Source organism: Rhizobium moroccans (assembly GCF_057559155.1).
The window spans coordinates 19,603-45,417 of sequence record NZ_JBHFJG010000004.1 but is presented as its reverse complement, the minus strand read 5'-3'; the positions used below and the strand labels follow the sequence as shown (position 1 = coordinate 45,417).

Here is a 25,815-nt window from a genome sequence, read left to right as displayed (position 1 = left end):
GATCAGTGGGGGAAGCGGAACGATGCCCATGGCTCATCCAGCATGATGTCCTGGTCGAAGTTTCACTTCAGACTGGGGCGGAATTGATGCTTGAAGGGTCGAACCAGGTCTGCGCGAGCGATATCGCCATTGTAGGCATGGCATTGCGGGTGCCGGGTGCCCGAAACCTCGAGGAATTCTGGAAAAACCTTCGCGACGGTGTGGAATCCATCCGCACGTTTTCGCCGGAAGAGCTGCTGGCCGAAGGCGAGGACCCCGAGCGCATCCACCATCCGAATTACGTGCCTCGCAGCGCGGAACTCCCCGATATGGAAATGTTCGATGCGGAATTCTTCGGGCTCAACCCGAAAGAAGCTGCGATCATGGACCCCCAGCACAGGCATTTCCTGGAATGCGCCTGGGAGGCCATGGAAGACGCCGGCCGGCTGCCTCACACCCATTCCGGGCCGGTCGGCGTTTTTGCCGGTTGCGGCATGGGAAGCTATTTCTATTTCAATGTCTGCAGCAACCGGAACCTTGTCGATCAGGTCGGCATGTTCCTGCTGCGCCATACCGGCAACGACAAGGATTTCCTGGCGACACGGGCCTCCTTCACGTTCGACCTGCGCGGGCCGAGCGTGAACGTCCAGACAGCCTGCTCCACCTCGCTGGTGGCGGTGCACTATGCCTGCCAAAGCCTGCTTTCGGGCGAGTGCGACATGGCGCTTGCGGGTGGGGTCACCATCGAGTTCCCGCACCGGCGCGGCTACATGTTCCAAGAAGGAGAGATACTCTCGCCGGATGGGCATTGTCGGACTTTCGATCATCGGGCAGCCGGAACGGTCTTCGGCAGCGGTGTCGGCGTGGTCGCCTTGCGGCGGCTCTCGGACGCCCTGCGCGACGGCGATGTCATTCATGCGGTCATCAAGGGTACTGCAGTCAACAACGACGGCAACAGCAAGGCCGGCTATCTGGCGCCGAGCGTCAGCGGTCAGGCAGAAGCGATCATCGAGGCTCAAGGGCTCGCCGGCGTCGCCGCCGACACGATCCAATATGTGGAGTGCCACGGGACCGGCACGTTCCTGGGCGATCCGATCGAGATCGAGGCTCTGACCGCAGCTTTCCGGCAGAGCACGGACCGGAGCGGATTCTGCCATGTGGGATCGGTCAAGTCCAATATCGGCCATCTGGATACCGCCGCCGGCGTCGTCGGCCTCATCAAGGCTGCGCTTGCCATCGGCCATGGGGAGATACCGCCGACGCTCGGCTTCGAACGCCCGAATCCGGCGATCGATTTCGAGAAGAGCCCCTTTCGAGTTGCCGGAAAGCTGACGAAATGGCCGCATGTCGCCGGTCCTCGTCGGGCGGCGGTGAACTCGCTCGGGGTCGGCGGGACCAATGCGCATGCCATCATCGAACAGGCGCCTTCCCGCTATCTGCCGGATATTGCCGTAGACGGGGCGGCCGCCGGAACGGATGACGATCCTATGTTGCTCTTCCTTTCGGCGCGGCAGCGCAAGGCACTGGACCAGGCCTCCGGTCAGCTCGCTTCGACGATTGCCGATCAACCGGGGCTCTCGCTTGCCGACATCGGCTATACGCTGCAGCACGGCCGCAAGCATTTCGAACATCGCATGGTGCTTGCCGTCCGCGGGCGCGAGGATGCCGCCGAGGCCCTTTCGAATGCGGCGAGCCGGGGATATGTCCATACAGCCGTCCCAGAGAATTCCGGTGCGGTCTTCCTCTTTCCGGGAGGCGGTGTTCAATATGTGGGAATGGCCAAGCGGCTTCATGCGGAAGACGACGGTTTCCGCGCGAGTATCGAGGAAGGCCTTTCCTATTTGCCGCCCGATGCCGCTCGGGAAATCCGCTCGACCTGGCTGGGTGAGGGTGGGGCGGCCGCCCAGAAGGCGTTTCTGCGTCCCTCTCTTCAGCTTCCCGCCATTCTCATCACCGAGATTGCGCTGGCGCGGCTCTGGATCGTCTGGGGCGTGAAGCCGAAGGCTCTTATCGGCCATTCCATGGGCGAGAATGCCGCTGCCTGCCTCGCGGGCGTGATGTCGTTCAAGGATGCGGTGAACCTCGTGCATCTGCGCGGCAAGCTGTTCGAAACGGTTCGCCCCGGCGGGATGCTCAGCGTGCCATTGGATCATAAGGCGCTTCTGGAGCTTCTGCCTCGGTCTCTCGATATCGCATCCGTCAACGCGCCCTCGCTCTGTGTCGTCTCGGGCCTCAACGAGGATCTCGAGGCTTTCCGAAAGCTTCTTTCCGAAAAGGGTATCGACGCGACCCGTGTTCCTATCGACATTGCCGCCCATTCGCGGCTGGTCGATCCGATCCTCAAGGCATTCGAGGCTTTTCTCCGCAGCATTCCTCTTCGCGCTCCGGCAATACCGATCCTATCGAATCGTACGGGCTTGTCGCTCAGTGCCGAAGAGGCGACCGATCCGATGTACTGGGTCGGTCACCTTCGTTCCACCGTGCATTTCTCGGACGGAATGGCGACGCTTTTCGCTGATCCCGGGCGCATCTATATCGAGGTGGGCCCGGGGCGGGTATTGTCGTCGCTTGCAAAGGCGCAAGGGGCAATCCCCGGCAACCAGGTCATCAACAGCCTGCCGCATCCGGATGAGGCGGGCGACGACCGGCTCTACTTCCTCTCGGCGGTAGGGCGCGCCCATTCGCTGGGTCTCGAGGTCGATATCGATCGGCTCTGGCGGGCGCGCTCGCCGAAAAAGGTGAGGCTGCCGACCTATCCCTTCCAGCATCGCCGCTATTTCATCGAGCCGTTCACAATCGGCGACAGGCGCAACGATCGCGAGCGGACCTTGGCCAAGGAGCCTGACATCGCGCGCTGGGGATATTGTCCCGCCTGGAAACAGACGCTTGCGGGCTACGAGGCGGGTGCGGAGAGGGAGCCGCAATCCTGGCTCTTCTTCCTCGATGAGGCCGGCATCGGACAGCAATTGGCGGCGCGCCTCAAAGCCTGCGGCCATCGCGTTGTGACGGTATCGTTGGGTGACGCTTTCATCCGCCGCAGCGCGGAGGAATACGTGCTCTGCCCCGAATTCGGGCGTGCCGGATACGATGCGTTGATCGCGGGGCTTCTCGCCGATGGCGGCCTGCCGACACGCATCGTGCATATGTGGCTTCTGACGCAGGACGAGATCTTCAGGCCTGGTTCGAACTTCTTCCACCGAAACCAGGAATGCGGTTTCGACAGCATGTTGCATCTCGCGCAGGCGCTCGGCGATGCGGGCAGCGCCGCCGACATCCACGTCACGATCGTCTCCAACGGGATGCAGCAGGTCGCGGGAGAAGCGCTGCCCTATCCGGAGAAGGCGACGGTGCTGGGGCCTGGCCTCGTATTACCCAAGGAGATGGCCGGCGCGACCGTGAAGCTGATCGATATCGATCTGCCGCACCGAAGCAGCGAGCGGAAGAAAGGGTTTTCCCTGCGGGGGATCAAGCGGCGCGGCACGGAAGACGCTCCGGGTAGCGCGCCGCTTCACGAGCAGCTTTGGGAAGACCTGAATGCGGCCCCGATCTCCGAAGTCATCGCCTTCCGCAACGGGCGGCGCTGGACGCAGGTCCATCAGCGCCTCGCTCTCAACGAGATTACCGACGAGGATGTGAAGCTCCGTCAAAACGGGGTCTATCTTTTGATCGGCGGGCTCAGCGATATCGCACTGGCGCTTGGCGGCGAACTCGCACGCCGATTCCGGGCAAGGATAGCTCTTGTCGGCCGCACGGCCCTGCCGCCGCGCGAAGAGTGGGATTTCTACAGCCGCACCCACGGCCGTGATGGCATTCGCCGCGCGATCTCCGCCATCCTCATGCTGGAGGAAAATGGAGCCGAGGTGCTCTACCTCAACGGCGATGCCGGCAATTCCGAACAGATGGACCGTGCCGTGGCCGAAACGCTTTCCCGGTTCGGGGAGATCAACGGCGTCTTTCACGCCGCGGGCGCGGTCGATGATGGCCTGATCCAGACGAAAACGCGGGAAAGCATCGATCATGTGATGACGCCCAAGGTGCTCGGCACGGCCGTGCTGGATGCAGCCTTGAAGGATGTGGCGCTCGATTTCCTCGTCCTCTTCTCCTCCACCAGCACGGATGTCGTGCGTGCCGGCCAGGTCGATTATGTTGCGGCGAACGCCTATCTGAATGCCTATGCGCAAAGTTGTTCTCAGCGATCCGATCGCAGGACGGTCGCGCTTCACTGGGGCATCTGGAACGAGGTCGGTCTCGCCGCTCGGGCGCTGGGGGCGCCGCAGAGTGCGGCTTGGCTGAAGTCTGTCGAGGGACAAGCCATCGGCCCCTTCTTCCAGCACTGGAAGGAGGACGAGGCGGGCATCCCCTGGCTGGAAGCAATCGTCAGCCCCGAGACCGAGTGGATGCTGAACGAGCATAGGCTGGTCTCCGGCCAGGCTGTGATGCCCGGCACCGGCTATCTCGAACTCATTGCGCAGGCGGTTCGCGAATATGGGCTATCCTTCCGGTTGGAGGTGAGCGACCTCGTCTTCCTGAAGCCGATGGCCTTCAAGAATGGTGAGGCCAAGGCGCTACGCCTTCGCCTTGAACCCGAAGGCGAATACTACCGGGTGACGCTGCTTGCCGGCGATCCGGATGGTGAAAGCATGGCTTTCACGAAACATGCGGAAGCCATGCTGAAGCCTCTGGCGGGGGAACAACCGGAGCCGATCGACACCGCCACGCTTCTTTCCTGCTATGAGAAGAAGCAGGTGGCTGAGGGGAACGGCGCTCTTCGGGCGGTTCAGGAAAAGCATATCCGTTTCGGCCCCCGCTGGGGTGTGCTGCGCTCCATGGCGGTGAGAGCCGGCGAGGCCATGGCCGAATTGCGCCTCAATCCGGAGTTCACTCGCGATCTCGCGTCGGGTGTCCTGCTGCATCCGGGCCTGCTCGACATTGCCACCGGCTTTGCCATGCAACTGGCCGAAGACTACGATCCCGACGCCTCGCTTTGGGCGCCGGCGACCTATGGCCGGGTGTTCCTCTACGAGCCGCTTCCGGCGGAAATCGTCAGTGTGGTCCGCCTCGCGGACAGCAGCGATTTCGGTGAAGGCTATGCCGCCTTTGATGTGACCATCACGGACCGGAGCGGTCAGGTGCTCTTCGAAGCCCCGGGCTTCGTCATGCGGCGTCTCGAAAACGATCTCGTGCTCGGAACTGCCGGGGACACGAATACGCCCGCAAGTCAGACGACAAGGCGGACGGCCCCTTCGCCGGCAATGCTGAAGCTCGGCGCGCAATTGCGCAACGGCATCCTGCCCCTGGAAGGGTTCGAGGCGCTGGTGCGGGCTCTCGGCACATCCGAGCCTCAGCCGATCGTCAGCTCGATCGATCTCGACCTGCTGAAAGATTGGGTCTCCGTCTCGCCAGAAACCGCGGCCCCGGCGGGTGAGGAATTCGAACGGCCGGAGCTGGAAAACGAGTTCGTCGCCCCGCGCAATCCGGTGGAAGAGGTGCTCGCCGGTTATTGGCGGGAGCTCCTCGGCATCGGCAAGGTCGGCATTCATGATGGTTTCTTCGACATGGGCGGGCATTCGCTGATAGCCGTCCGACTTTTCCGGATGATCAAGAAGCAATACGGGCTCGATCTGCCGATATCGACCCTGTTCGATGCGCCGACGATTGCGCAATGCGCGGAGCGGATCATGGCCGAGCTTCCGGATGTTCTCGAAGGCGAAGGTTCCCAGCCAAAGCCGGATGCAGAGGCGCCGAAGCCGATGCACCTGGTGCTCATGAAGCCCGGCAAGAATACCGCGGCAACGCCGCTCTTCATCTGCGCCGGCATGTTCGGCAACGTGCTCAATCTCCGCCATCTGGCGATATCGATCGGAGCGGATCGGCCGGTCTATGGGCTGCAGGCGCGCGGGCTCTACGGAGATCACGAGCCGCATGCCAGTTTCGAGGAAATGGCCGCCGACTACATCGCCGAGATCCGGACCGTGCAGCCGCACGGGCCTTATTTGCTCGCCGGATATTCGGGAGGCGGGATCACCGCTTACGAAATGGCCCGGCAGCTTGTCGAGGCGGGAGAGGAGGTGGCGCAGGTCGTAATGCTCGATACCCCGCAACCACGTCAGCCTCCTTTGTCCTTCGGCGACCGCCTTTCCATGAAATGGCAGGATATACGGCGACACAAAGCCAACTATTTCGGCAAATATCTGCGCGACCGCAACCGCCACCAGGCCGAGAACCGCAGCAGGCAGGAAGCCGAACACAAATCGGGCTCGTCGGAGCAGTTCAACAACGAGAAGATCGAGGTGGCATTCAGGCGCGCCGCCCAGCAATATCAGGTGCGGCCCTATGCCGGAACGGTAACGCTCTTTCGGCCGAAGCCGGCGGTCTTCTATCGCTTGAGCGGCGGGCGTTGCCTGCAGGAAAGCCGGAACATTCTCCTGGCGGACAATGGCTGGGCCGAACATGTCGCAAATCTCTCGGTTCACGAAGTGCCGGGCGACCACGACAGCATGGTGATCGATCCCTATGCCCGCGTTCTTGCGGAGCGCATGCGCGCTGTCATTGCCGCGTCCGACGTTGGCAGCCGGGCAAGGCATCAGAGTGAAGCCGAAGGAACGCTTTCTCACCCGCAAATTGCCGTCTCCCCAAGGGCGGCCGAGCTCGCATGACGTGACGACACAAGGTTTCGACCACCGCAGGAATATTTTGCCAAGCCGTCTGTCCTCCCATGATGGCGAGGTTGCCTTTCAGATCGCCACGTCTCCGATTTCGAGGCGGGGCTGGAACACGCACCTCGTGAAAGCAGGAGTTCCGCAGTGGCCGAAGCGCTGACTTCTCCCGATTGGAAACGGAAGCCTCCTGCTGCGGAAGGCGAGGCGGCGGTTCCAAATGCCGAAATGCCGGCCCAGGTGCAAGGGGGCGGGTTCCGCGGTCTCATCATGCGGGCCGCCGGCTGGTCGATGGTCGGCTATGTCGTCGTGCAGGTGCTGCGGATCGCCAGCAGCCTTATCCTGACACGGCTCTTGATCCCGGAAATGTTCGGCATCATGGCCATTGCGACCATGGTGCAGGTCTCCGTGGCGATGCTTTCCGATCTCGGCTTGCGGCCCGCAGCGATCCAGAGCCGGATGGGGGATAGCCGATCCTATCTCGATACGGCGTGGACGCTCCAGATTATCCATGGATGCTTCATCTGGCTCGTTTGCGTGCTCATTGCCGTCTGCATCGGGCAGGGAGCCGGGCGAGGGTGGTTCCCTCCCGGCTCGGTTTATACCGTTCCCGAACTTCCGGCAGTGATTATTGGGACATGTTTTTCGACCGTTCTTATGGGACTGCAATCGACGAAGCTGATTTCGGCCTATCGGCACCTCGATCTCGGCAGGATCACGGTCATCGAGATCGTGGCCCAGGTCATAAGCCTCGCCGTTGCGGTTATGCTTGCCTGGTACACCGGCTCGATCTGGTCCTTCGTCTTCTCCACGCTGGTCTCTTCCGCTGCGACGACGATCCTAAGCCATGTCTGGCTTCCCGGTGCCGGCAACCGGCTGCGCTGGGACAAGACCGCCGTCAACGATCTCATCCGGTTCGGCCGGTGGATCATGCTGTCCTCGATCCTGACCGTCATTGCCGCGAACGGCGACCGCATCCTGCTTGCGGGATGGACGAGCCCGGCCATGCTCGGTCTCTACATTCTCGCGTTCAACCTGATCGCCATGCTGGAGGGGGCGGGCGGCCGTTTGTTCTCGAGCGTGGCGATGCCGGCCCTCAGCAAGGTTGCCCGCGAGCGGCCGGAACACTTGAGCAGCGTCTACCAAAAAGTGCGGCTGCCGTTCGATCTCGTATTCATCGGCAGCGCCGGCGCCGTCTACGCCGCCGGCAAGGTCATCATCGATCTGCTTTATGACGATCGCTACCTGAACGCCGCCTCGATCATCGAAATACTGTCCTTCAGCCTACTGGTCACACGGTTCGGCGTCATGTCGGCCGTATACCTGGCCATAGACGAGCCTCGGAACCAGAGCGTTCTGAATTTCATCCGCGCGGTTTCGGTCTTCGTCTGTGTTCCGCTCGCCTATTATGCATTCGGATTTTCCGGCGCCCTGTGGGCGATCGCCCTGCACGCCTTGCCGACGCTGCCGGTGATCTTCCATTTCAACAGACGCCATCGGCTGAACAACCCGTTCTATGAGATCACCGTGCTACTTGCCTGGCCCGCCGGTTATGCCGCCGGCTGGATCGCCACGATCGTTTTCGAGCATTTCGGCAGGATATTCTGATGACGATGCAATCGGTGCGGGCTCTCAATTGTGGTTTCCTACCCCGAAAGTAGTAAGCTTCTCCTACTTCTGGTAAATTGATAGGCAGCTATGGGCAGTAATAAACTTTCATCATCTGGAATTACTTTTAACGGGTGAGGACGGCAATTTCATACTCCTGCGGAGTTAGCCGATGCTCGTGAAGATCAAGCTCGGAATACTCCATGTGGGCATGTTTTAAATCGTTGGTTTTTCAAGATGTGGAGGCTTGTCTCGCGCTCGTGGCCGAGCCCATGAAAAGGGTCTCTTGCCGATGATTGTCGTGGGGCAGGACACCGGCGGCTTCCTCCGGGCTTTACGCGGCCTGACTTTGCGGAAGCCTTCCGCAGAGAAAATCCGAAATGCAGATCTTTCCCGGCGCCGGGCAATGGCGCAGGGTGAACGCGTGCGTCCGCTACTGATCGTGGAAGCCGCCAATCCGGAATGGACGAGTGTGCCGCTGGTCGGCTGGAATCTCGCGCGCGCCATCATGGACCGGACAGACGCTCTTATCGTGACTCAAATCCGAAACCGCGAAGCCTTGCTGCGTGCCGGGCTGATCGAGGAGAAGGATTTTGTCGTCATCGACAACGAGCGCACCGCGCGAAGGCTCTATCGGTTCGGTGAGCTCTTGAGGGGCGGCGATAACAAGGGCTGGACCTTGGTGACGGCGCTTTCCTCGCTTTCCTACTACAGCTTCGAACGGCAGGTCTGGAGACTTCTGGGCAAGCGGCTGGTGGCCGGTGAATTTGACCTCGTGCACAGAATTACGCCGCTCAGCCCGACAAGCCAGAGCCCGATCGTGCGAAAGCTGAAAAAGCATGGGATTCCGTTCGTCCTCGGCCCGCTCAACGGTGGGGTGCCGTGGCCTCGGGGTTTCGCGGATGTCCAGAGCCGCGAGCGGGAGTGGCTTTCCAAAGTCAGGAATATCCACGCCCTGATGCCGTTTTATCGGGTAACGAGATCGAACGCGGCTGCGCTCATCGCAGGATCCCGTCACACGTTGAGCGAATTCCCGAGCGAGTGCGCAGATCGGGCTTTTCTCATTCCGGAAAACGCCGCTGACCCCGACCGGTTTCCATTTCAGCCCCGCAGGCTCGTGGATGGTAGACTGGCAATCGCCTTCATCGGGAGATTGGTTCCCTACAAGGGCGCGGACATGCTGATCGAGGCGGTCGCGGCCTATCGCGGGACGCTGGATATCGAAGTCCTCATCATCGGCGACGGACCGCAGCGAGGCGAACTGGAAGCGACGGTGCGGCGACACGGGCTGGAGGAGTGCGTTCGTTTCGCGGGCTGGGTGCAGCAGAAGGACCTCGCGACTACCCTGTCCCGATATCAGGCGCTGGCTTTGCCGAGCGTTCGCGAATTCGGCGGCGGCGTGGTTCTGGAGGCCATGGCGATGGGTCTCGTTCCGATCGTGGCGAATTACGGCGGGCCGCCGGAACTCATAGACCGGCAAAGCGGGGTGGCAGTCGATTTTACCAGCCGGGAAAGCCTGATTGCAGGTTTTTGCGACGTGTTCTCGATGTTTGAGCGCAATCCCGAACTGCTGGCCTCAATGAGTACCGAAGCGGGACAGCGCGTTAGAAAGCGATACACCTGGAAAGCAAAAGCGGATCAGATACTTCAAGTATACAACTGGGTCCTTTCCTTGGGATCGAAGCCAATTTTTTGACGTTCACGTAAGCCAGCGAGGAAAATGTAAGTATCTATCAGCGCTTGCTATGTCCACTTATTGAGAGTTTCTGCAATATTTATTTACATGAAGATGGACTAAATTAGGTATAGGTTGTATATTGAGGTTAACTAATAATGGACAGGTAAAAACGGCAGACTGTTTGGGCACTCGTAAGTCAGGGTCCTGAACGTGGGCATGACGCCCGCGCTCAGGCAAGGGGGTAAGATGAGTTCGACGATAAACGGTTATGGGCGTACTCCGGCTGTCGCGGAGGCCTTTCGCATTCCGAATGAAATTTCCAAGTCGGCCGACAGAGCCGGCAAGGGGGACATGGAGACAGGCTACAGGGGTTGCCTTCTCATCATCGATCAAAGGGCGTTGGATCGGGAATGCCTTGCGCGCGGGCTTATCGGGCGCGGGCTGAAGATGGACGTATGTGCTGTCGGCTCCGTGGAAGAATGGAGGAGGGAACAGGATATCCATCCGCCTCTCGAGGCCATTCTGTTCAACATCGGCAGCCGCCGGGCAGACGACGCCACTCTGGCAAGCGATTTCTCCAGATTCGCCGCCGAGTTTAAGTCGATCCCGATCATCGTTCTTTCGGACGCGGACGACCTGACGCAGGTCGTGAAGATGCTCGAATACGGCGCGCGGGGGTTCATTCCGTCCTCGGTCGGCATCGCCGTCTGTGTGGAGGCGATCGGACTGGCTGTGGCGGGCGGCATTTTCGTGCCTGCAAGCAGCGTGCTTTCCGTTCGGCATCTGGTGAACGAGGCTCCAGGGGGGGCGCCGCGCGCGCTATCGGGAATGTTCACGCTGCGGCAGGAGGAAGTCGTCGAAGCACTTCGCAAGGGCAAGGCCAACAAGATCATCGCTTATGAACTCAACCTGCGGGAAAGCACGGTGAAGGTTCATATCCGAAACATCATGAAAAAGCTGAAGGCCACCAACCGGACCGAAGTCGCCTACAAGCTCAACAACCTGTTCGCCTCGGGGATGACGAATTAGGAGCGGACACGAACAGGATTGCATGGTTGCTACCTAAATTCTGCGGCTTAGGTAGCAACCGGCTAAATGGCTGGGGTTCAACGAACAGGCTGCGACGCGCTCAATCGCGTGTCGCAGCGATCGCTTCGTCACGGATCTCGTCGGTAAGCTTCAGGCGCAATTCGGAGAATTCCGGGCTGACCTTGATGGTGTAGTGGCGAGGATGCGGCAGGTTGACCTCGGTGATGGATTTGATCCGCCCGGGGCGAGCGGTCATGGTCACCACCCGGGAGGCCATGAACACGGCTTCCTCGATATCGTGGGTCACAAAAATCACCGTCTTCTGCTCCCGCTCCCATATGCCGAGCAGCAGTTCCTGCATGAGGCCGCGCGTCTGGTTGTCGAGAGCACCGAAGGGCTCATCCAGCAGGAGGATCCGCGGATCGTTGGCAAGCGCCCTTGCGATCGCCGTGCGCTGCTGCATGCCGCCCGAAAGCTGCTTCGGCCAATGGTTTTCGAAGCCGCGCAGCCCGACCTTGTCGATATAGCTGTCGACGATCTCCCTTATTTCCTTTGCCGGTACGCCGCGCTCCCGCAAACCGAAGGCAACGTTTTCGCGCACCGTCAGCCAGGGGAAGAGTGTGTAGGACTGGAAGACCATTCCCCGGTCTGCGCCCGGCCCGGCGACTTGCCTGCCGGAAAGCGTCACCGTACCCGCCGTCGGCCGGTCGAGACCGGCGATGATGCGCAGCAGGGTGGACTTGCCGCAGCCCGAGGGGCCAAGGATCGTCACGAAATCGTTGCGTTGGATCTCGAGGTCGGTCGGCTGCAGCGCCTGCACGGGTTTGCCGCCGCGTACACCGGGAAAGGTGCGGCTGACGCCCTTGATGACGAGTTCGCTCATGCAAGCCTCCAGGCAAACAGCCAGCGGTTCAGGGTCTTGAAGGCGAAATCGGAGATAAGTCCGATCAGGCCGATGACGATGATGCCGAAGATGATCTGGCCTGTGGCCATCAAGGCTTGGCTGTTGATAATCATGTAGCCGATGCCGGAAGAAGCGCCGATCAGTTCCGCGACGATCACGTAGGTCCAGGCCCAGCCAAGGACCAGGCGTAGCGTCTCGGCGATCTCCGGTGCATTGGCCGGGATCAGGACGCGGCTGACGATCCCTCTGTCCTTCGCGCCAAGCGTATAGGCCGCCTCGACCAGATCGCGGCGGGTTCCCGCCACGGAAACCGCCACCATGAGGATGATCTGGAATACGGCGCCGATGAAGATAACCAGGAGTTTCTGGAGTTCGCCGATGCCGGCCCAGAGGATGAGAAGGGGCACGAAAGCGGAAGCAGGCAGATAGCGCGCGAAGGAGACGAAGGGCTCCAGCAGCGCCTCGATCGGCTTATAAGCGCCCATGGCGATCCCGACCGGCACGGCAATGGCCGCCGCCAGCACGAAACCGCCGACCACCCGCCATACCGTCACGCCGATATCGGCAAGAAACCCCTGCTCGGTCAGGAGATAGATGCCGTCCTTCACCATCGTGATCGGATCGGCGAGGAAGGTCGGCGAGACGAAGCCGCCGAGTGTGGCGATACCCCAGACGGCGAAGAATAGAATGAAGAAGAGAATGCCCAGCAGGACGCGCGCCTGTGGGCCGATCGGTTCGAGAGGTCGCATGTTTACCCGGTGCTATGGCTGGCGGAGCAGCCGCTGCCCCGCCGATCTCGGCTGCTTTACTTGATGAAGGAGGTATCCACAATCGTTGCAAGATCGGGCTTGGTCTTGATGATGCCGATTTCCATCAAGAGATCGGCCGCTTTGGCGGAGAAGGTCTTGAACTCGCCTTCGAAGAAGGTCTGGTTGGCGGCCTTGTCCTGCCATTCGAGGAACTTGGCGGAGCCGGCAAAGGCTTCCGCCGATTGTTTCACGTCGGCGCCCATAATGCCGTAGGATTTTTCAGGTTCCGCCCTGATCATCTCGAGAGCTTCGAAATAGCTGTCTGCGAAAGCCTTGGCGGCTTCCGGGTTCTCCTTCAGGAAGGCCGGCGTGCAGCCGAACGTATCCATCACCGCCGGATATTCGAGCGTGGTCGCAAGGATCTTGCCCTGATCGGGTGCTGCCCGGACTGTGGACAAGTAGGGCTCATAGGTCATGGCCGCATCGTTCTGTCCCGCCACGAAGGCCTGGGCAGCCGGGCCGGGTTCTAGGTTGACGACCTTCACGTCCTTCATGGTGAGGCCGTTCTCCTTCAGGATATAGGCCAGGAAGAAATAGGGAGAGGTGCCCGGCGCGGAGGCTGCGATCGTCTTGCCCTTGAGATCGGCAACGCTGGAAACGTCGTTGCGCACCGCGATGCCATCGGCTCCATGGGACTTGTCGAGCTGGAAGATCTGGATTGCCGGAACCCCATTGGCATTCCAGACGATCCAGGTTTCCACCGTCGTGGCGGCGCACTGGACATCGCCGGAGGCGAGCGCCAGATGGCGGCTTGCCTGGGGGATCTTCTTGATGGTGACGTCGAGGCCGTTCTTCTCGAAAATGCCAGCTTGCTTGGCAAGCGTCAGCGGCGCAAAGCCGGTCCAGCCCGAGATGCCGATGGAAACGGCGGTCTCAGCATGGGCTGCCGAGCACATCAGGAAGGTGGCGGCGATGAGGGCGGCGGTCTTTTTCATGGTGATCCCCATTTTGTGCAATTATTCGGCAGGTTTTGCAGCTGCCTAAAATCCATACTACGCATGATGCCGCGGCCCTGTCCATAGAACGAGGGCTGTGTAGTCTTCAGGATGAAATACTGTCCCGCAGTTCGCGTTCGGCCCGTTCCAGGGCGCTGGAGTTCAACACTTTGCGCAGGAGCGCCACGGTGACGGCGCGCATCCTGAGATTATACCAGCCCTCTGCCTCTGCGCCGGGCAACTGATAGATATCGAGCTTTTCATAGAGGCTCTGCAGCCGGTTCTGGACACTTCGAAGCGACAGCCTCTTCCTCTGCGCAATGGCCTTATCCGTAAGGCCGAGGGCTACGTCCACCAGGATCTCATATTCGGCATCGCTCAGGCCATGCGCATTTCCCAGGCTCTTCTGCTGAATGCCACGAACCTCGCGGTCGATGACGCATTGCGACTCCACGAAAACGCTTCTGAGAGCCAGCCGTAGCCGTTCGTCCGAGGTCGATTTCAGCACATAGCCGTAGGTCGCTCCTTCCGGGACGATCCTGGAAACACCGCGGACATAGGCTTCATCGGAGTAGTTCGACCAGAAGAGAATCTTGGTGTCCGGCCTTTCGCGCCAGATCGTGCGGGCCGCCTCGATGCCGTTCCGCTCGCTCATCTGCAGATCCATCACCACGTGCTCGGCACGGGATTTTCTGGCCTGGATTTCACCGCTCGCACCGTTTTCCGCCTCAAGCACGGCATCGCATTCCGGAAGCGCGGCACGCACCGCCTCGTGCAGGTAGGAACGGTGCAGCGGATCATCCTCGACGATCAGGACTTTCATGGTCATTCTCCGAAATGGTTACGGCTCGACGGGCAGCGCGACCCTGACGAAAGTGCCCTTGCCGTCATTGTTCCGGCCCATCTCGAATTTTGCGGAGATCAGGCGGGCACGCGTTTTCATATTGTCGATCCCATGCCCCCTCTGGCCGTGCGGGTCCTGCATGCCGTCGCCATCATCGATCACCTCGACCAGGAGGGATCGTTCGAGCTTGCGGAGGCGGACAAGGATGTCTTGCGGCTGGGCATGCCTTATGGCGTTGTTGACCGCCTCCTGGACGATGCGGAACAGGGCAGTCGCAACCGTCTGGTCGAGGCCCTGAAGCGCCCCTTCGCTTTCATCGATCATCCGCCATTCAATGGGCAGGCCGCTGTCACGGCCCGAACGGTCGAGATGGTTTTCGATCGCCTCGGCGACGCCGAAGAGCTGGAGGACGGAGGGTTTTGCCTCCTCGATGATCTGGCGCAGGTCGTGCATGCATTGCTGCATGGCGCGGCACAGGGGTTCCAGCGTCTCGCCGGGCATGTCCGGCAGGCGCGTCAGTCGCTCCATGCGCCGCGTCAGCCTTGTAAGGTCGGCAAGCGTCTGGTCGTGGAGATCCATGCCGATCCGCTGGCGCTCGGCCTCGAGTGCTTCCGTAAGCTTCAACGCACCAAGCCTCAGTCCTTCCTCGCGGGCGCGGGCCTCTGCTTCCACGATCGCCGAAAGCTTGGCCTGTTCGGCCGCACGCAGCGCGAAGAAATACGGCGCCAGCAGATCGGCAATCGAGCGGGCATTCTCGACGTCTTCCATCGTATAGGCGTCGATCTGGTGGCTGGAGCAGCTCAGCGCTCCGATGATGCTCCCTTGCGCTTTCAGCGGCACATGCAGTCGGCTGTGTAGCGACAGCTCTATGATCGGGCTCGAAAAGGCGCCTTCGAAGTGGAAGCGGGGATCGGAACAGGCATCCGGCGACAGGAGGAAATCGGCTTCGCCCGTAAGAAGCGTGCGGATCGGGCTGCCGGTCAAGAGGGCCGGCGGATGTTTGCTCCAGGCAGTCTCCAGGCCGCTCTCGTAGGCGATGTGGTATTTGCCATCCAGCATCTTGATGCAGACGTCGAGGTGCTCATGCGGGATGATGTGGCTGATCTCCGCGGCGACGGCCTGGATGATGGAGTGAAAATCGAGCTGGCCAGCCAGCAGTCGGGAGATGCCGAGATAGCGGTCGAACAGCGAATTCTGCGCCGGATTGAGCATCGGCGGACTCCTCCCAAGTCCTTCGGATACAATTAAGCGCCAGCTTTGAGCGCTTGTCCTGCGGGAACCCGCAGATTTTGCGCGAAAGCCCGCAAACGGCTTGCTTGTATGCGCCTATACAGCACCTGATTTCTCCTCCATGCTGGCTTTACTGAGCATAGGGGGCTCAGCGCAATCATTATCTTCGGATGGCCGTTGAGGAGCGGACCGAAGTGACCCCCGAGAGAGCTTTAGGGAGGAAATCATGACTATCGGGAAGATGCTGTTTGCATCGGTCGCCATCGCGTGCATCGCAGGGCCGGTTTCCGCGCTCGCGGATACGGCCGAGAAGAAGATCGCCTTGTCCAACAACTATGCCGGCAATTCCTGGCGACAGGCGATGCTGACAAGCTGGGACAAGATCACCAAGGAGGCGGTGGAAAAGGGCGTCGTGGCTGCGGCCGATCCGTTCACCACGGCCGAAAACCAGGCGACCGAGCAGGCCGCGCAGATTCAGAATCTCATCCTCCAGGGCTATGACGCGATCGTCGTCAACGCAGCATCCCCAACCGCTCTGAACGGCGCGATCAAGGAAGCCTGCGACGCCGGCATTACCGTCGTGTCGTTCGACGGCATCGTGACCGAGCCTTGCGCATGGCGCATCGCCGTGGACTTCAAGGCCATGGGCGAAAGCCAGATCGAATATCTCGCCAAGAAGATGCCGAACGGCGGCAACCTGCTTGAAATCCGCGGACTTGCCGGCGTCTCGGTGGATGACGAAATCCATGCGGGCATCCAGGCCGGCGTCGAGAAGAACCCGCAGTTCAAGATCGTCGGCTCGGTCAACGGCGACTGGGCCCAGGACGTCGCGCAGCGCGCTGTCGCGGGCATTCTTCCGAGCCTTCCCGAAGTCGCCGCGGTCGTGACGCAAGGCGGCGACGGATATGGCGCCGCCCAGGCATTCGCGGCCGCCAATCGTCCAACGCCGACCATCGTCATGGGCAATCGCGAAGACGAGCTGGTATGGTGGAAGAGCCAGAAGGATAAGGATGGTTACGAGACGATGTCGGTCTCCATCGCGCCGGGCGTTTCGACGCTTGCCTTCTGGGTGGCCCAGCAGATCCTCGACGGCAAGGAAGTGAAGAAAGACCTCGTGGTGCCGTTCCTGCGCATCGATCAGGACAATCTCGAAGCCAATCTGGCGAACACCCAGAAGGGCGGCGTGGCGAATGTGGAATATTCGCTCGAAGACGCCCAGAAGGTGATCGAGGCGGCCAAGTGACAGCCTGAAAACTCTCGTGCGGCGGGGCGGCGTTTCTTTCCGAAACCGTCCCGCCATTTCTAATGTTCACCTGGCCGAATACCGACCATGATCCCCACATGACTGAAGCCGTATTGAAACAAGAGGTGGCAGCCGCGCGCGGCATCAAGGTGACGTTCGGCGCCGTCAAGGCGTTGGACGGGGCGGACCTTATCATCCATGCCGGCGAATGCGTCGGTCTGGTGGGTCATAACGGCGCCGGCAAGTCCACCATCGTCAATGTCATCAATGGCGGCCTCAGCCCGCATGAGGGCGAGGTCAGCTATGGCGGCGGTTCCGGCCAGCACGGAATTTCCGTGGCGCGGGCCAATGGCGTGCGCTGCGTCTTCCAGGAACTGTCGCTCTGCCCGAACCTGACGGTGAACGAAAACGTCCGCGTGACGCATAGCGAACTCAAGGGCTGGAACTGGCGCGCCCGCGCACTCGAACTCGTCAGGCGGCAGCTCGAGGAAATATTTCCCGGCCACGGCATCGATTGCGACAGCACGGTGGACGATCTCTCGATCGCCGAGCGGCAGATGGTGGAGATCGCCATCAGTTTTTCCGGTGCGGGCGAGCGTCCGAAGCTGGTCATTCTCGACGAGCCGACCTCCTCGCTCGATGCGGGACTTGCAGCGCAGCTCATGGCCTATATCCGCCGTTTCGTCTCGGAAGGGGGAGCGGTGCTCCTCATTTCCCATATTCTTGGCGAAATCCTTTCCACTTCCGACCGGATCGTGGTGATGAAGGATGGCCGCGTCGTCGCCGATCGCGCCGCAAAAGAATTTTCGACACGCAGCCTGGTCGAGGCGATGGGCAATGTGGTGCGCGAGCTGGAATGGCAGCGGTCTGTGACGACGAGAAGCGGTGCGGCGGTCCTGACGATGCCGCCGAGAAAGGGGCATGGCCTGCCCTTCGAGGCTCATCGCGGTGAGATGATCGGGCTGGCGGGCCTTGGCGGGCACGGCCAGACCGATGCACTTCTCCATCTCTACCTTTCCGGCAACAGCAACTGGTTGCCGGCGCGGCGGCGGGAGATCGCCTTCGTTGCCGGCGATCGCAGCCTCAACGGCACATTTCCGCTCTGGAGCATATTGAAGAACCTCAGTATCGCCTCCCTCGGCCAGCTTTCTTCCCGCAGCCTGGTCGATCAGAGCCGCGAGGATCTACTCGGCGAAGGCTGGAAGAAGCGCATAGAAATACGCACGCCCGACATGGAGAACCGTATCCTGTCGCTTTCCGGGGGTAATCAGCAGAAGGTGCTGTTTGCCCGTGCGCTCGCCACGACCGCGAAGATCGTGCTGATGGACGATCCGATGCGCGGGGTGGATGTCGGCACCAAGCAGGAAGTCTACGAAATCCTTCGCGCCGAGGCGAAATCCGGCCGAACCTTCATCTGGTATTCCACCGAAATGGACGAAATACGCCTTTGTGACCGCGTCTACGTGTTCAGGGAAGGCGCGATCGTCGCGGAACTGACAGGCGACGAGATCACCGAGAAGAACGTGCTTGCCGCATCCTTCCATGGAGGTGAGGCGGCATGAAGCTTTCCTCGGGAACTATCCGCCTCATCATTCCGGCGCTGTCGCTTGCCGTTCTGCTTGCCGCGGTCTTCTACATGCAGCCGCGGGCGATGAGCTATACGGGGCTCAACCTGCTCTTCAATCTGGCGGTGCCGATCGCGCTCGCGACGGTCGCGCAGATGCTCATCATGGCGGTCAATGACCTCGATCTTTCGATGGGCACTTTCGTCAGCTTCTGCGCCTGCGTGACGGCCACCTTCCTGCAGGCCTCGCCTGCGATCGGCATCCTGATCTTTCTTGGCGCCATCGCGGCCTATGCGGCGATGGGCGTCATCATACATCTGCGCGAGCTTCCCTCGATCGTCGTCACACTCGGCATGAGCTTCATCTGGGGCGGGCTTGCGGTCCTGATGCTGCCTTCGCCCGGCGGCGAGGCTCCCGGCTGGGCGCGCTGGGTAATGACGTCAAGGCCGCCGTTCGTTCCGATGGCGATCGTGGCCAGCGTCGTCATAGCCGTCGTCACGCATTTCCTCATCATGCGCTCTTCCTTCGGCGTGCTGATCCGCGGCGTCGGCGGCAATTTCCGATCCGTCGAGCGAGCTGGCTGGTCGGTGATCCGCATCCGTGCCGGGGCTTATGCGCTGGCGGGCCTTTTCGCGGTGCTCTCGGGCATCGCGCTCGTGGGGCTTACGACATCGGCGGACGCCAATATCGCATTGCGCTACACGCTGCTCTCAATCGCAGGCGTCATCCTCGGCGGCGGCGAGTTCGTGGGCGGCAAGGTCTCCCCGATAGGAGCCGTCATCGGCGCGCTGACACTGACGCTTGCCGGCTCGTTCCTCTCCTTCATGCGCATATCGCCCGACTGGCAGATCGGCGCACAGGGCGCGATCCTGATCGTGGTGCTGGCGCTGCGGCTCTTTCTGAACCGGCTCGAGAAGCGGGAGAAGAACCGATGAATTTCTTCTCGCTCCCCTCCAAGCCGTGGATATGGTCCTTCGCCGCCACCGTCATCGTCTGGATCGTCACGGTGCTGTTCACCGGCGGCGCAAGCGCTTTCGGGCTGTCGCAGGCGGCACTCACCTTCGCATCCTTCTACGTGATCGTCGGCATAGGGCAGATGTTCGTCATCACCCTTGGTCCCGGCAATATCGATCTCTCCGTACCCGCGACCATGACGCTTTCCGGCACGCTGGCGCTGAAACTGATGGATGTCCAGGACAGCATGATCGTCGTCGGCCTGCTCGTCTCGGTCCTATTGGGGATTGCGATCGGCATCGGCAACTATGCGCTCATCAAGCTTCTACGGATACCGCCCATCATCGCGACGCTTTCCATGAGCTTCATCGTGCAATCGACGGCGATTTGGGCGAACCGCGGCTTGCGGATCAAACCGCCGGAAGTCCTCGCGAATTTCACCACTTCCACCCTGTTCGGCATTCCGAACGTGGCGATCGTGGCGCTGATCCTTTCCGCCGTCGCCTGGCTTCTGCTGGAAAAGAGCATTTACGGTCGCTGGATCTCGGCGATCGGCCAGAGCATGTTCGCGGCCCGGATGACGGGTATTCCGGTCGATGGCACACGGCTCGTCACCTATATTCTCTGCGCAGCGCTCGCTTCCATCTGCGGTTATCTGCTCGCAAGCTTCTCAGGCGGGGCCGCGCTCAACATGGGGGGCGAATATCTCTTGCTGTCGATAGCCGTCGTGGTGATCGGCGGTACGGCGGTCGCCGGCGGAAATTCCAATATTCCGGGCATATGGGGGGCCTCGCTCTTCATGTTCCTGGTGGTTTCGATGCTCAACACCTATGGTTTCGGCGCCGGCTTCCGCCTCATCCTGACGGGCCTCATCATCATTGCGGTCATCCTCGTCGCCGGCGGGCGACAGGCCGGCCGGTGAGCCACTTTCAATCGGACAATAATCATGCCGCAGACCCCTTCCATCTATGAAATCCACGACGAACGCTTCCGGCACCTGATCGTCGGCAGCGCGAGGCTGGAAGAACTCTATTCCGGCTGCCGCTGGGCAGAGGGGCCTGTCTGGTTTGCCGATCTCAACTGCCTGATCTGGAGTGATATTCCGAACCAGCGGATGCTGCGCTTCGTGCAGGACGGCGGTGTTTCCGTCTTCCGGGAGCCATCCAATTTCGTCAATGGCAATACCCGCGACCGGCAGGGGAGGCTGATTTCCTGCGAGCATGGCGGCAGGCGGGTGGTGCGCACGGAAATCGACGGCTCGCTAACCGTGCTTGCGGATAGCTACCAAGGCAAGCGGCTGAACTCGCCCAACGATGTGGTGGTGCGCTCGGATGGCAGCATCTGGTTCACCGACCCGACCTATGGCATCAAATCCGACTACGAAGGCTTCAGGGCGGAGCCGGAGCAGCCGACGCGCAATGTCTACCGCCTTGATCCCGAGACCGGTGGGCTGGAGGCGGTCGTCACCGATTTCGGTCAGCCGAACGGGCTTGCCTTCTCGCCCGACGAGAGCAAGCTCTATGTCGCGGATTCCGCCTCCAGCCACGACATCAACGCGCCGCGCCATATCCGCGTCTTCGATATTGTCGAAGGGAAGAAGCTTGCCGACGGCCGTGTCTTCTGCAGCCTCGACAACGGGCTTCCCGACGGCTTTCGCGTGGACGCCCACGGCAATGTCTGGACGAGCGCGGGGGACGGCGTCCACTGCTTCTCTCCCGAAGGAACGCTTCTCGGCAAGATCCTGGTACCGCAGACGGTGGCGAACCTCACCTTCGGCGGTCCGCGAAGGAACCGGCTGTTCATCACAGCAACGACCTCGCTCTATTCGGTCTATGTCGCGACCAATGGGGTAGCGCTCGGCTGACTGCAGCTCAGTACAACTTATCCAATTGGCATGCCGGCCTATTCATGGCAGCTTACCGCATGGAAGACTGTCGGCCGCATAGTCCTTCTCCGTAATCCGGATGACCGCGTGCCGCAGCCGCGGAGAAGCGCCGTTCGCTCGGCGCCAAGGATAGGAGCCGATATGCCCGCCCTGCCCAACTTGAACATCGTGCCGTTCATCAGCGTCGAGAACATGATGGACCTGGTACTCGGCATCGGGGTCGAGACCTTTCTCGCCGAGCTTGCCGTTTATATCGAGGCCGACTTCCGGCGCTGGGAGTCCTTCGACAAGGTACCGCGCGTCGCCTCCCATTCGCATGAGGGTGTGATCGAGCTCATGCCGACCAGCGACGGCCGGTTCTACAGCTTCAAATATGTCAACGGCCATCCCAAGAATACGCGCAGCGGACGCCAGACGGTGACCGCTTTCGGGGTCCTCTCGGATGTCGACAGCGGCTATCCGCTGCTCATCTCGGAAATGACCATCCTGACGGCGCTCCGCACCGCGGCGACCTCGGCCGTTGCAGCGAAGCATCTCGCGCCAAAGACGGCTGATTGCATGGCGATCATCGGCAATGGCGCCCAGAGTGAGTTCCAGGCGATTGCTTTCAAGGCGCTTCTCGGTGTCCAAAAACTGCGTCTCTACGATATCGACCGGCAGGCCACAGAACGCTGCGCCCGCAACCTGGAGGGGCTCGGTTTCGAAATCCACTCCTGCCGAAGCTCGGAGGAGGCGGTCGAGGGCGCGCAGATCATCACCACGGTGACCGCCGACAAGCAGAACGCCACCATCCTCACTGACAACATGGTCGGGCCGGGCGTTCACATCAATGCCGTCGGCGGCGATTGCCCCGGCAAGACGGAACTGCACCGCGATATCCTGCTCCGCTCCGATATCTTCGTCGAGTATCCGCCGCAGACGCGCGTCGAAGGCGAAATCCAACAGATGCCGGCCGATCATCCGGTGACGGAGCTCTGGCAAGTCATCACAGGACTGGCGACGGGCCGAAACGGCGCCAGCCAGGTCACGTTGTTCGACAGCGTTGGTTTCGCGACCGAGGACTTCTCCGCGCTACGTTACGTCCGCGACAAGCTTGCCGGCACCAGCCTCTACGAAAACCTCGATCTGCTTGCCGATCCGGACGAGCCGCGCGATCTCTACGGTATGCTGCTCCGGCGCAAGAAGCTGACCGAGGCGATCCAGAAACCGGCCTAGGCTAACGCCCCACCATCTCGAAACAAGTCATCATACAAATTGTGATATCTTGTATGTTGACATCGCCCTCGGTTGTGTCCTAGCCATATGAGGAGCCGAGGGAGGGCGGCACCGTGTTTCGCATCTGAATGACATGACCGGTTCGGACGGGCGCAAGCGCCCGGCCGCGGCGCCATGCGTTTTTCGACGCGAACCGAACGGACGTTCACCCGGCACTCCAATCTCCTTGCAACACAAGCACAGGGAGAAGGGAGGGGAGTGAAGAGGAATTCGACTTTATCAGGGAGACTGCCGATCCGCCGTGGAGGTGTGTCGGCTTCGAAGGCGCGAGGGCGCCATGCAAACGGGAGGAAACCATGTTGCATTTCAAGAAACTAGCTATGGTCGCCGCGGTGGCGGCGTTGTCATTCGCGGGGACAGCCGCAGCGCAGACCGTCCTTCGGTCATCCGATACCCATCCGGACGGATACCCGACCGTGGAAGCGGTCAAGTATTTCGGCGAGCTTATCAAGGAGCGCACGGGCGGCCGCTATTCGGTGGAGGTCTATCACTCCGCGCAGCTCGGCCAGGAAGCCGATACGATCGAGCAGGTCCGCACGGGCGTGATCGACCTCAACCGCGTCTCGATGGGACCTTGGAACGGCCTGATTCCCGAGACGACTATGCCATCGCTTCCCTACATCTTCCGCTCGGTGGAACACGCTCGCAAGGTGATGAATGGACCGATCGGCGATGAGATCCTTGCCGCTTTCGAGCCGCATGGCGTGGTGGGCCTCGCCTTCTATGACGGCGGCGCCCGCTCCTTCTACAATTCCAAGAAGGCGATCAGCTCGATCGACGATCTCAAGGGTATGAAGTTCCGCGTCATGCAGTCCGATATCTTCGTTGACATGGTGGCGGCACTCGGCGCCAGCGCGACCCCGATGCCCTATGGCGAGGTCTATACCGGCATCGAGACGGGCGTCATCGACGGCGCGGAGAACAATTTCCCGAGCTACGATACCGCCAAGCATGCGGAAGTCGCCAAGTTCTTCTCGCTCGATGAGCATCTGATCGTGCCGGAAGTCCTGGTGATGTCCAAGCGTAGCTGGGACCAGCTCTCGCCGGAGGATCAGACGCTCTTCAGGCAGGCGGCCAAGGACAGCGTTACGAAGCAGTACGAGCTCTGGGATGCGCAGGTCGCCAAGTCGCGCTCCGCGGTGGAAGCCGGCGGGTCGAAGATCAACGAGCTCGACAAGCAGGCCTTCATCGATGCGATGAAGCCGGTCTACGACAAGCACGTCAAAGATCCGAAGCTGCAGGATCTCGTGAAGCGCATTCAGGAAACCCAGTAACGGGTTCCGATGCTCGGGAGACGGGTTCCGCCCGTCTCCCACAAGGCAATGAAAAAAGCGGGAACGGTGATGGCAGAAGCTAAAAGCATCGGGGAGGCGCATGATACGGCCGAAAGGCCGCGCATGAACGCCGTCGTCCGATTGTTGAACAGAATTTGCGACGGTGCACTTTATATCGCGGGCGCGGGACTGGTCCTCATGACCTGTATCGTGTTCTGGCAGGTTTTCGTGCGTTACGTGCTGAACTGGACGAATACCTGGACCGAGCTCACGGCCGTCATGCTGATGAGCTGGTTCATATTCCTAGGCGCCGCCGTCGGCGTGCGCGAGAATTATCACTTGGGCTTCGATGTCCTACTCTATGCCCTGCCTCCGGGCGGCAAGAAATATCTGCGCGCAATCTCCGATGTGGTGGTTCTGGCCTTTGCCGTCGGGATGATCGTCTACGGCTGGCAACTGGTTCAGCTCCAGTGGCGGGCACGCCTGCCGGCGCTCGGCATTCCGGAAGGTATTCGCTATCTGCCGCTGGTGGGAGGCGGTCTGCTCATCAGCCTTTTCGCCTTGGAGCGGCTGGTGTTGCGCTTTTCCGGCTTCGACGTCGATGCCGATGCGACGGCCGAAGAACCGATCCCGGCACTCGATCAGGTCAAGGAGGTCTGAACCATGGAAAACTGGATCCTGTTCGGAACCTTCACGCTCCTGATGCTGATCGGCACACCGATCGCCTTCTGCCTCGGCGTGGCGAGCTTCGCGACCATCCTCTATATGGGCCTGCCGCCGCTCGTCATTTTCCAGCAGATGAATTCCGGCATGAGCGTCTTCACGCTGCTTGCCATTCCCTTTTTCATCTATGCCGGCGACCTGATGGTGCGCGGCGGTATTGCCCAGCGCATCGTTGCCTTCGCCGGCTCGCTGGTCGGGCATATGCGCGGTGGCCTGGGGCAGGTGAACATCGCCGCCTCGACGCTTTTCGGCGGCATTTCCGGCTCCGCAGTTGCGGAAGCGGCTGCAGTCGGCGGGCTGATGATCCCGCAGATGAAGGCGCGCGGCTACGGCGCCGATTATGCGGTCAACGTCACCTCCATGGCGGCGCTCATCGCGCTTCTCCTCCCACCGTCGCACAACATGATCATCTATTCGATCGCGGCCGGCGGGAAGATCTCGATCGCCGATCTCTTCACCGCCGGCATCCTGCCCGGGCTGCTGTTTGCGGCTGCGCTGATGGTGACGGCCTATTTCGTCGCCCGAAGCCGCGGCTACCCAACGGAGGTCTTTCCCGGTTTCGCCCGCGTCGGCTATTTCTTCCTCAACTCGCTGCCGGGCCTGATGCTGATCGTCATCATTTTCGGCGGCGTGCGTTCGGGCATCTTCACGGCGACGGAAAGCTCGTGCATCGCGGTCTTCTATGCATTCCTCGTGACGCTGCTGGTCTACCGCTCGCTGAGCTGGAAGAACTTCGTGCATTCGACGCTGGGTGCCGTGCGTACCACCGCCATGGTGCTCCTCATCATCGGCACGGCGGCGTCCTTCTCCTGGCTCATGGCTTATCTCCGGGTGCCGGCGCAGCTCATCGACGTGCTGAACAATATCTCGCAGGACCCGTTGATGATCCTGCTGCTGCTCAACCTGCTCATGCTGCTGCTCGGCACGTTCATGGACATGGGGCCGATGATCATCATCTGCACCCCGATCTTCCTGCCGGTCGTGGTCGCCTATGGCATCGATCCCGTGCATTTCGGCGTGATCCTGATCCTCAATCTCGGCATCGGGCTCAACACTCCGCCGGTGGGGGCGGTGCAGTTCGTGGCCTGCGCGGTCGGCAAGATAACGGTCTGGCAGGCGATGCGCTCGATCTGGCCTTTCTATCTGGCCGGCATCGTGGTCCTCGGCCTGGTCACGTATATACCGGCCATCTCGCTGTGGCTGCCGAGCGTATTCCGGTAAAGG

18 protein-coding genes are annotated in these 25,815 nt (G+C 61.2%); 13 read left to right on the top strand and 5 right to left on the bottom strand.

Features of this window, described 5'->3' with window-relative positions; all coding sequences use genetic code 11:
* Positions 1-86: 86 nt before the first annotated feature.
* From ACE04I_RS03445 to ACE04I_RS03430, 4 genes are all read left to right on the top strand, one after another.
* The gene (locus ACE04I_RS03445) at positions 87-6,635 is read left to right on the top strand and encodes a type I polyketide synthase (protein ID WP_137326531.1); all 6,549 of its coding nucleotides are present in this window, start codon (positions 87-89) and stop codon (positions 6,633-6,635) included.
* A gap of 147 nt (positions 6,636-6,782) precedes the next feature.
* Entirely contained in the window at positions 6,783-8,243 is a 1,461-nt protein-coding gene (locus tag ACE04I_RS03440) for an oligosaccharide flippase family protein (RefSeq protein ID WP_046794990.1), read from the top strand.
* A 292-nt stretch (positions 8,244-8,535) separates the two neighbouring features.
* A complete protein-coding gene (locus ACE04I_RS03435; RefSeq protein ID WP_052760413.1) occupies positions 8,536-9,939 on the top strand; it encodes a glycosyltransferase family 4 protein in 1,404 nt (467 codons plus the stop codon).
* Positions 9,940-10,167: 228 nt separating this feature from the next.
* Positions 10,168-10,950 carry a response regulator transcription factor gene (locus ACE04I_RS03430; protein WP_046794989.1) on the top strand — a complete coding sequence of 261 codons (783 nt, stop codon included), beginning with the start codon at positions 10,168-10,170 and terminating at the stop codon, positions 10,948-10,950.
* 100 nt (positions 10,951-11,050) lie between these two features.
* Here ACE04I_RS03430 and ACE04I_RS03425 read toward each other — a convergent pair whose 3' ends face one another.
* From ACE04I_RS03425 to ACE04I_RS03405, 5 genes are all read right to left on the bottom strand, one after another.
* Positions 11,051-11,833 carry an ABC transporter ATP-binding protein gene (locus ACE04I_RS03425; RefSeq protein WP_046794988.1) on the bottom strand — a complete coding sequence of 261 codons (783 nt, stop codon included), beginning with the start codon at positions 11,831-11,833 and terminating at the stop codon, positions 11,051-11,053.
* On the bottom strand, positions 11,830-12,603 hold the full coding sequence (locus tag ACE04I_RS03420; RefSeq protein WP_137326530.1) for an ABC transporter permease: 774 nt from the start codon (positions 12,601-12,603) through the stop codon (positions 11,830-11,832). The genes ACE04I_RS03425 and ACE04I_RS03420 overlap by 4 nt, the downstream gene beginning before the upstream one ends.
* Positions 12,604-12,659: 56 nt before the next feature.
* Entirely contained in the window at positions 12,660-13,598 is a 939-nt protein-coding gene (locus ACE04I_RS03415; RefSeq protein WP_046795116.1) for an ABC transporter substrate-binding protein, read from the bottom strand.
* Positions 13,599-13,704: 106 nt separating this feature from the next.
* The gene (locus ACE04I_RS03410) at positions 13,705-14,421 is read right to left on the bottom strand and encodes a response regulator transcription factor (protein WP_046794986.1); all 717 of its coding nucleotides are present in this window, start codon (positions 14,419-14,421) and stop codon (positions 13,705-13,707) included.
* An 18-nt stretch (positions 14,422-14,439) separates the two neighbouring features.
* Entirely contained in the window at positions 14,440-15,654 is a 1,215-nt protein-coding gene (locus tag ACE04I_RS03405) for a GAF domain-containing sensor histidine kinase (RefSeq protein ID WP_046794985.1), read from the bottom strand.
* Between the two features lie 244 nt (positions 15,655-15,898).
* On the opposite strand from ACE04I_RS03405, the gene ACE04I_RS03400 reads away from it, so the two are divergent.
* The 9 genes from ACE04I_RS03400 (at position 15,899) to ACE04I_RS03360 (ending at position 25,812) form a co-directional block, all read left to right on the top strand.
* On the top strand, positions 15,899-16,915 hold the full coding sequence (locus ACE04I_RS03400) for an ABC transporter substrate-binding protein (RefSeq protein WP_046794984.1): 1,017 nt from the start codon (positions 15,899-15,901) through the stop codon (positions 16,913-16,915).
* A gap of 98 nt (positions 16,916-17,013) precedes the next feature.
* Positions 17,014-18,477 (top strand): sugar ABC transporter ATP-binding protein, encoded by a 1,464-nt coding sequence (locus ACE04I_RS03395; protein ID WP_046795115.1) that lies wholly within the window; start codon positions 17,014-17,016, stop codon positions 18,475-18,477.
* Positions 18,474-19,415, top strand: a complete 942-nt coding sequence (locus ACE04I_RS03390; protein WP_046794983.1) for an ABC transporter permease — start codon at positions 18,474-18,476, stop codon at positions 19,413-19,415. Before ACE04I_RS03395 ends, ACE04I_RS03390 begins: the two co-directional genes overlap by 4 nt.
* Complete coding sequence (locus ACE04I_RS03385; RefSeq protein ID WP_046794982.1) at positions 19,412-20,356, top strand: ABC transporter permease; 945 nt, start codon at positions 19,412-19,414, stop codon at positions 20,354-20,356. Before ACE04I_RS03390 ends, ACE04I_RS03385 begins: the two co-directional genes overlap by 4 nt.
* A gap of 24 nt (positions 20,357-20,380) precedes the next feature.
* Positions 20,381-21,298 (top strand): SMP-30/gluconolactonase/LRE family protein, encoded by a 918-nt coding sequence (locus ACE04I_RS03380; protein ID WP_046794981.1) that lies wholly within the window; start codon positions 20,381-20,383, stop codon positions 21,296-21,298.
* Positions 21,299-21,460: 162 nt separating this feature from the next.
* Entirely contained in the window at positions 21,461-22,534 is a 1,074-nt protein-coding gene (locus ACE04I_RS03375) for an ornithine cyclodeaminase (protein ID WP_046794980.1), read from the top strand.
* 356 nt (positions 22,535-22,890) lie between these two features.
* Positions 22,891-23,868 carry a TRAP transporter substrate-binding protein gene (locus tag ACE04I_RS03370; RefSeq protein WP_487206628.1) on the top strand — a complete coding sequence of 326 codons (978 nt, stop codon included), beginning with the start codon at positions 22,891-22,893 and terminating at the stop codon, positions 23,866-23,868.
* 123 nt (positions 23,869-23,991) lie between these two features.
* Positions 23,992-24,528 (top strand): TRAP transporter small permease, encoded by a 537-nt coding sequence (locus ACE04I_RS03365; protein WP_046795114.1) that lies wholly within the window; start codon positions 23,992-23,994, stop codon positions 24,526-24,528.
* A gap of 3 nt (positions 24,529-24,531) precedes the next feature.
* Positions 24,532-25,812, top strand: a complete 1,281-nt coding sequence (locus tag ACE04I_RS03360) for a TRAP transporter large permease (RefSeq protein ID WP_046794978.1) — start codon at positions 24,532-24,534, stop codon at positions 25,810-25,812.
* Positions 25,813-25,815 lie beyond the last annotated feature (3 nt).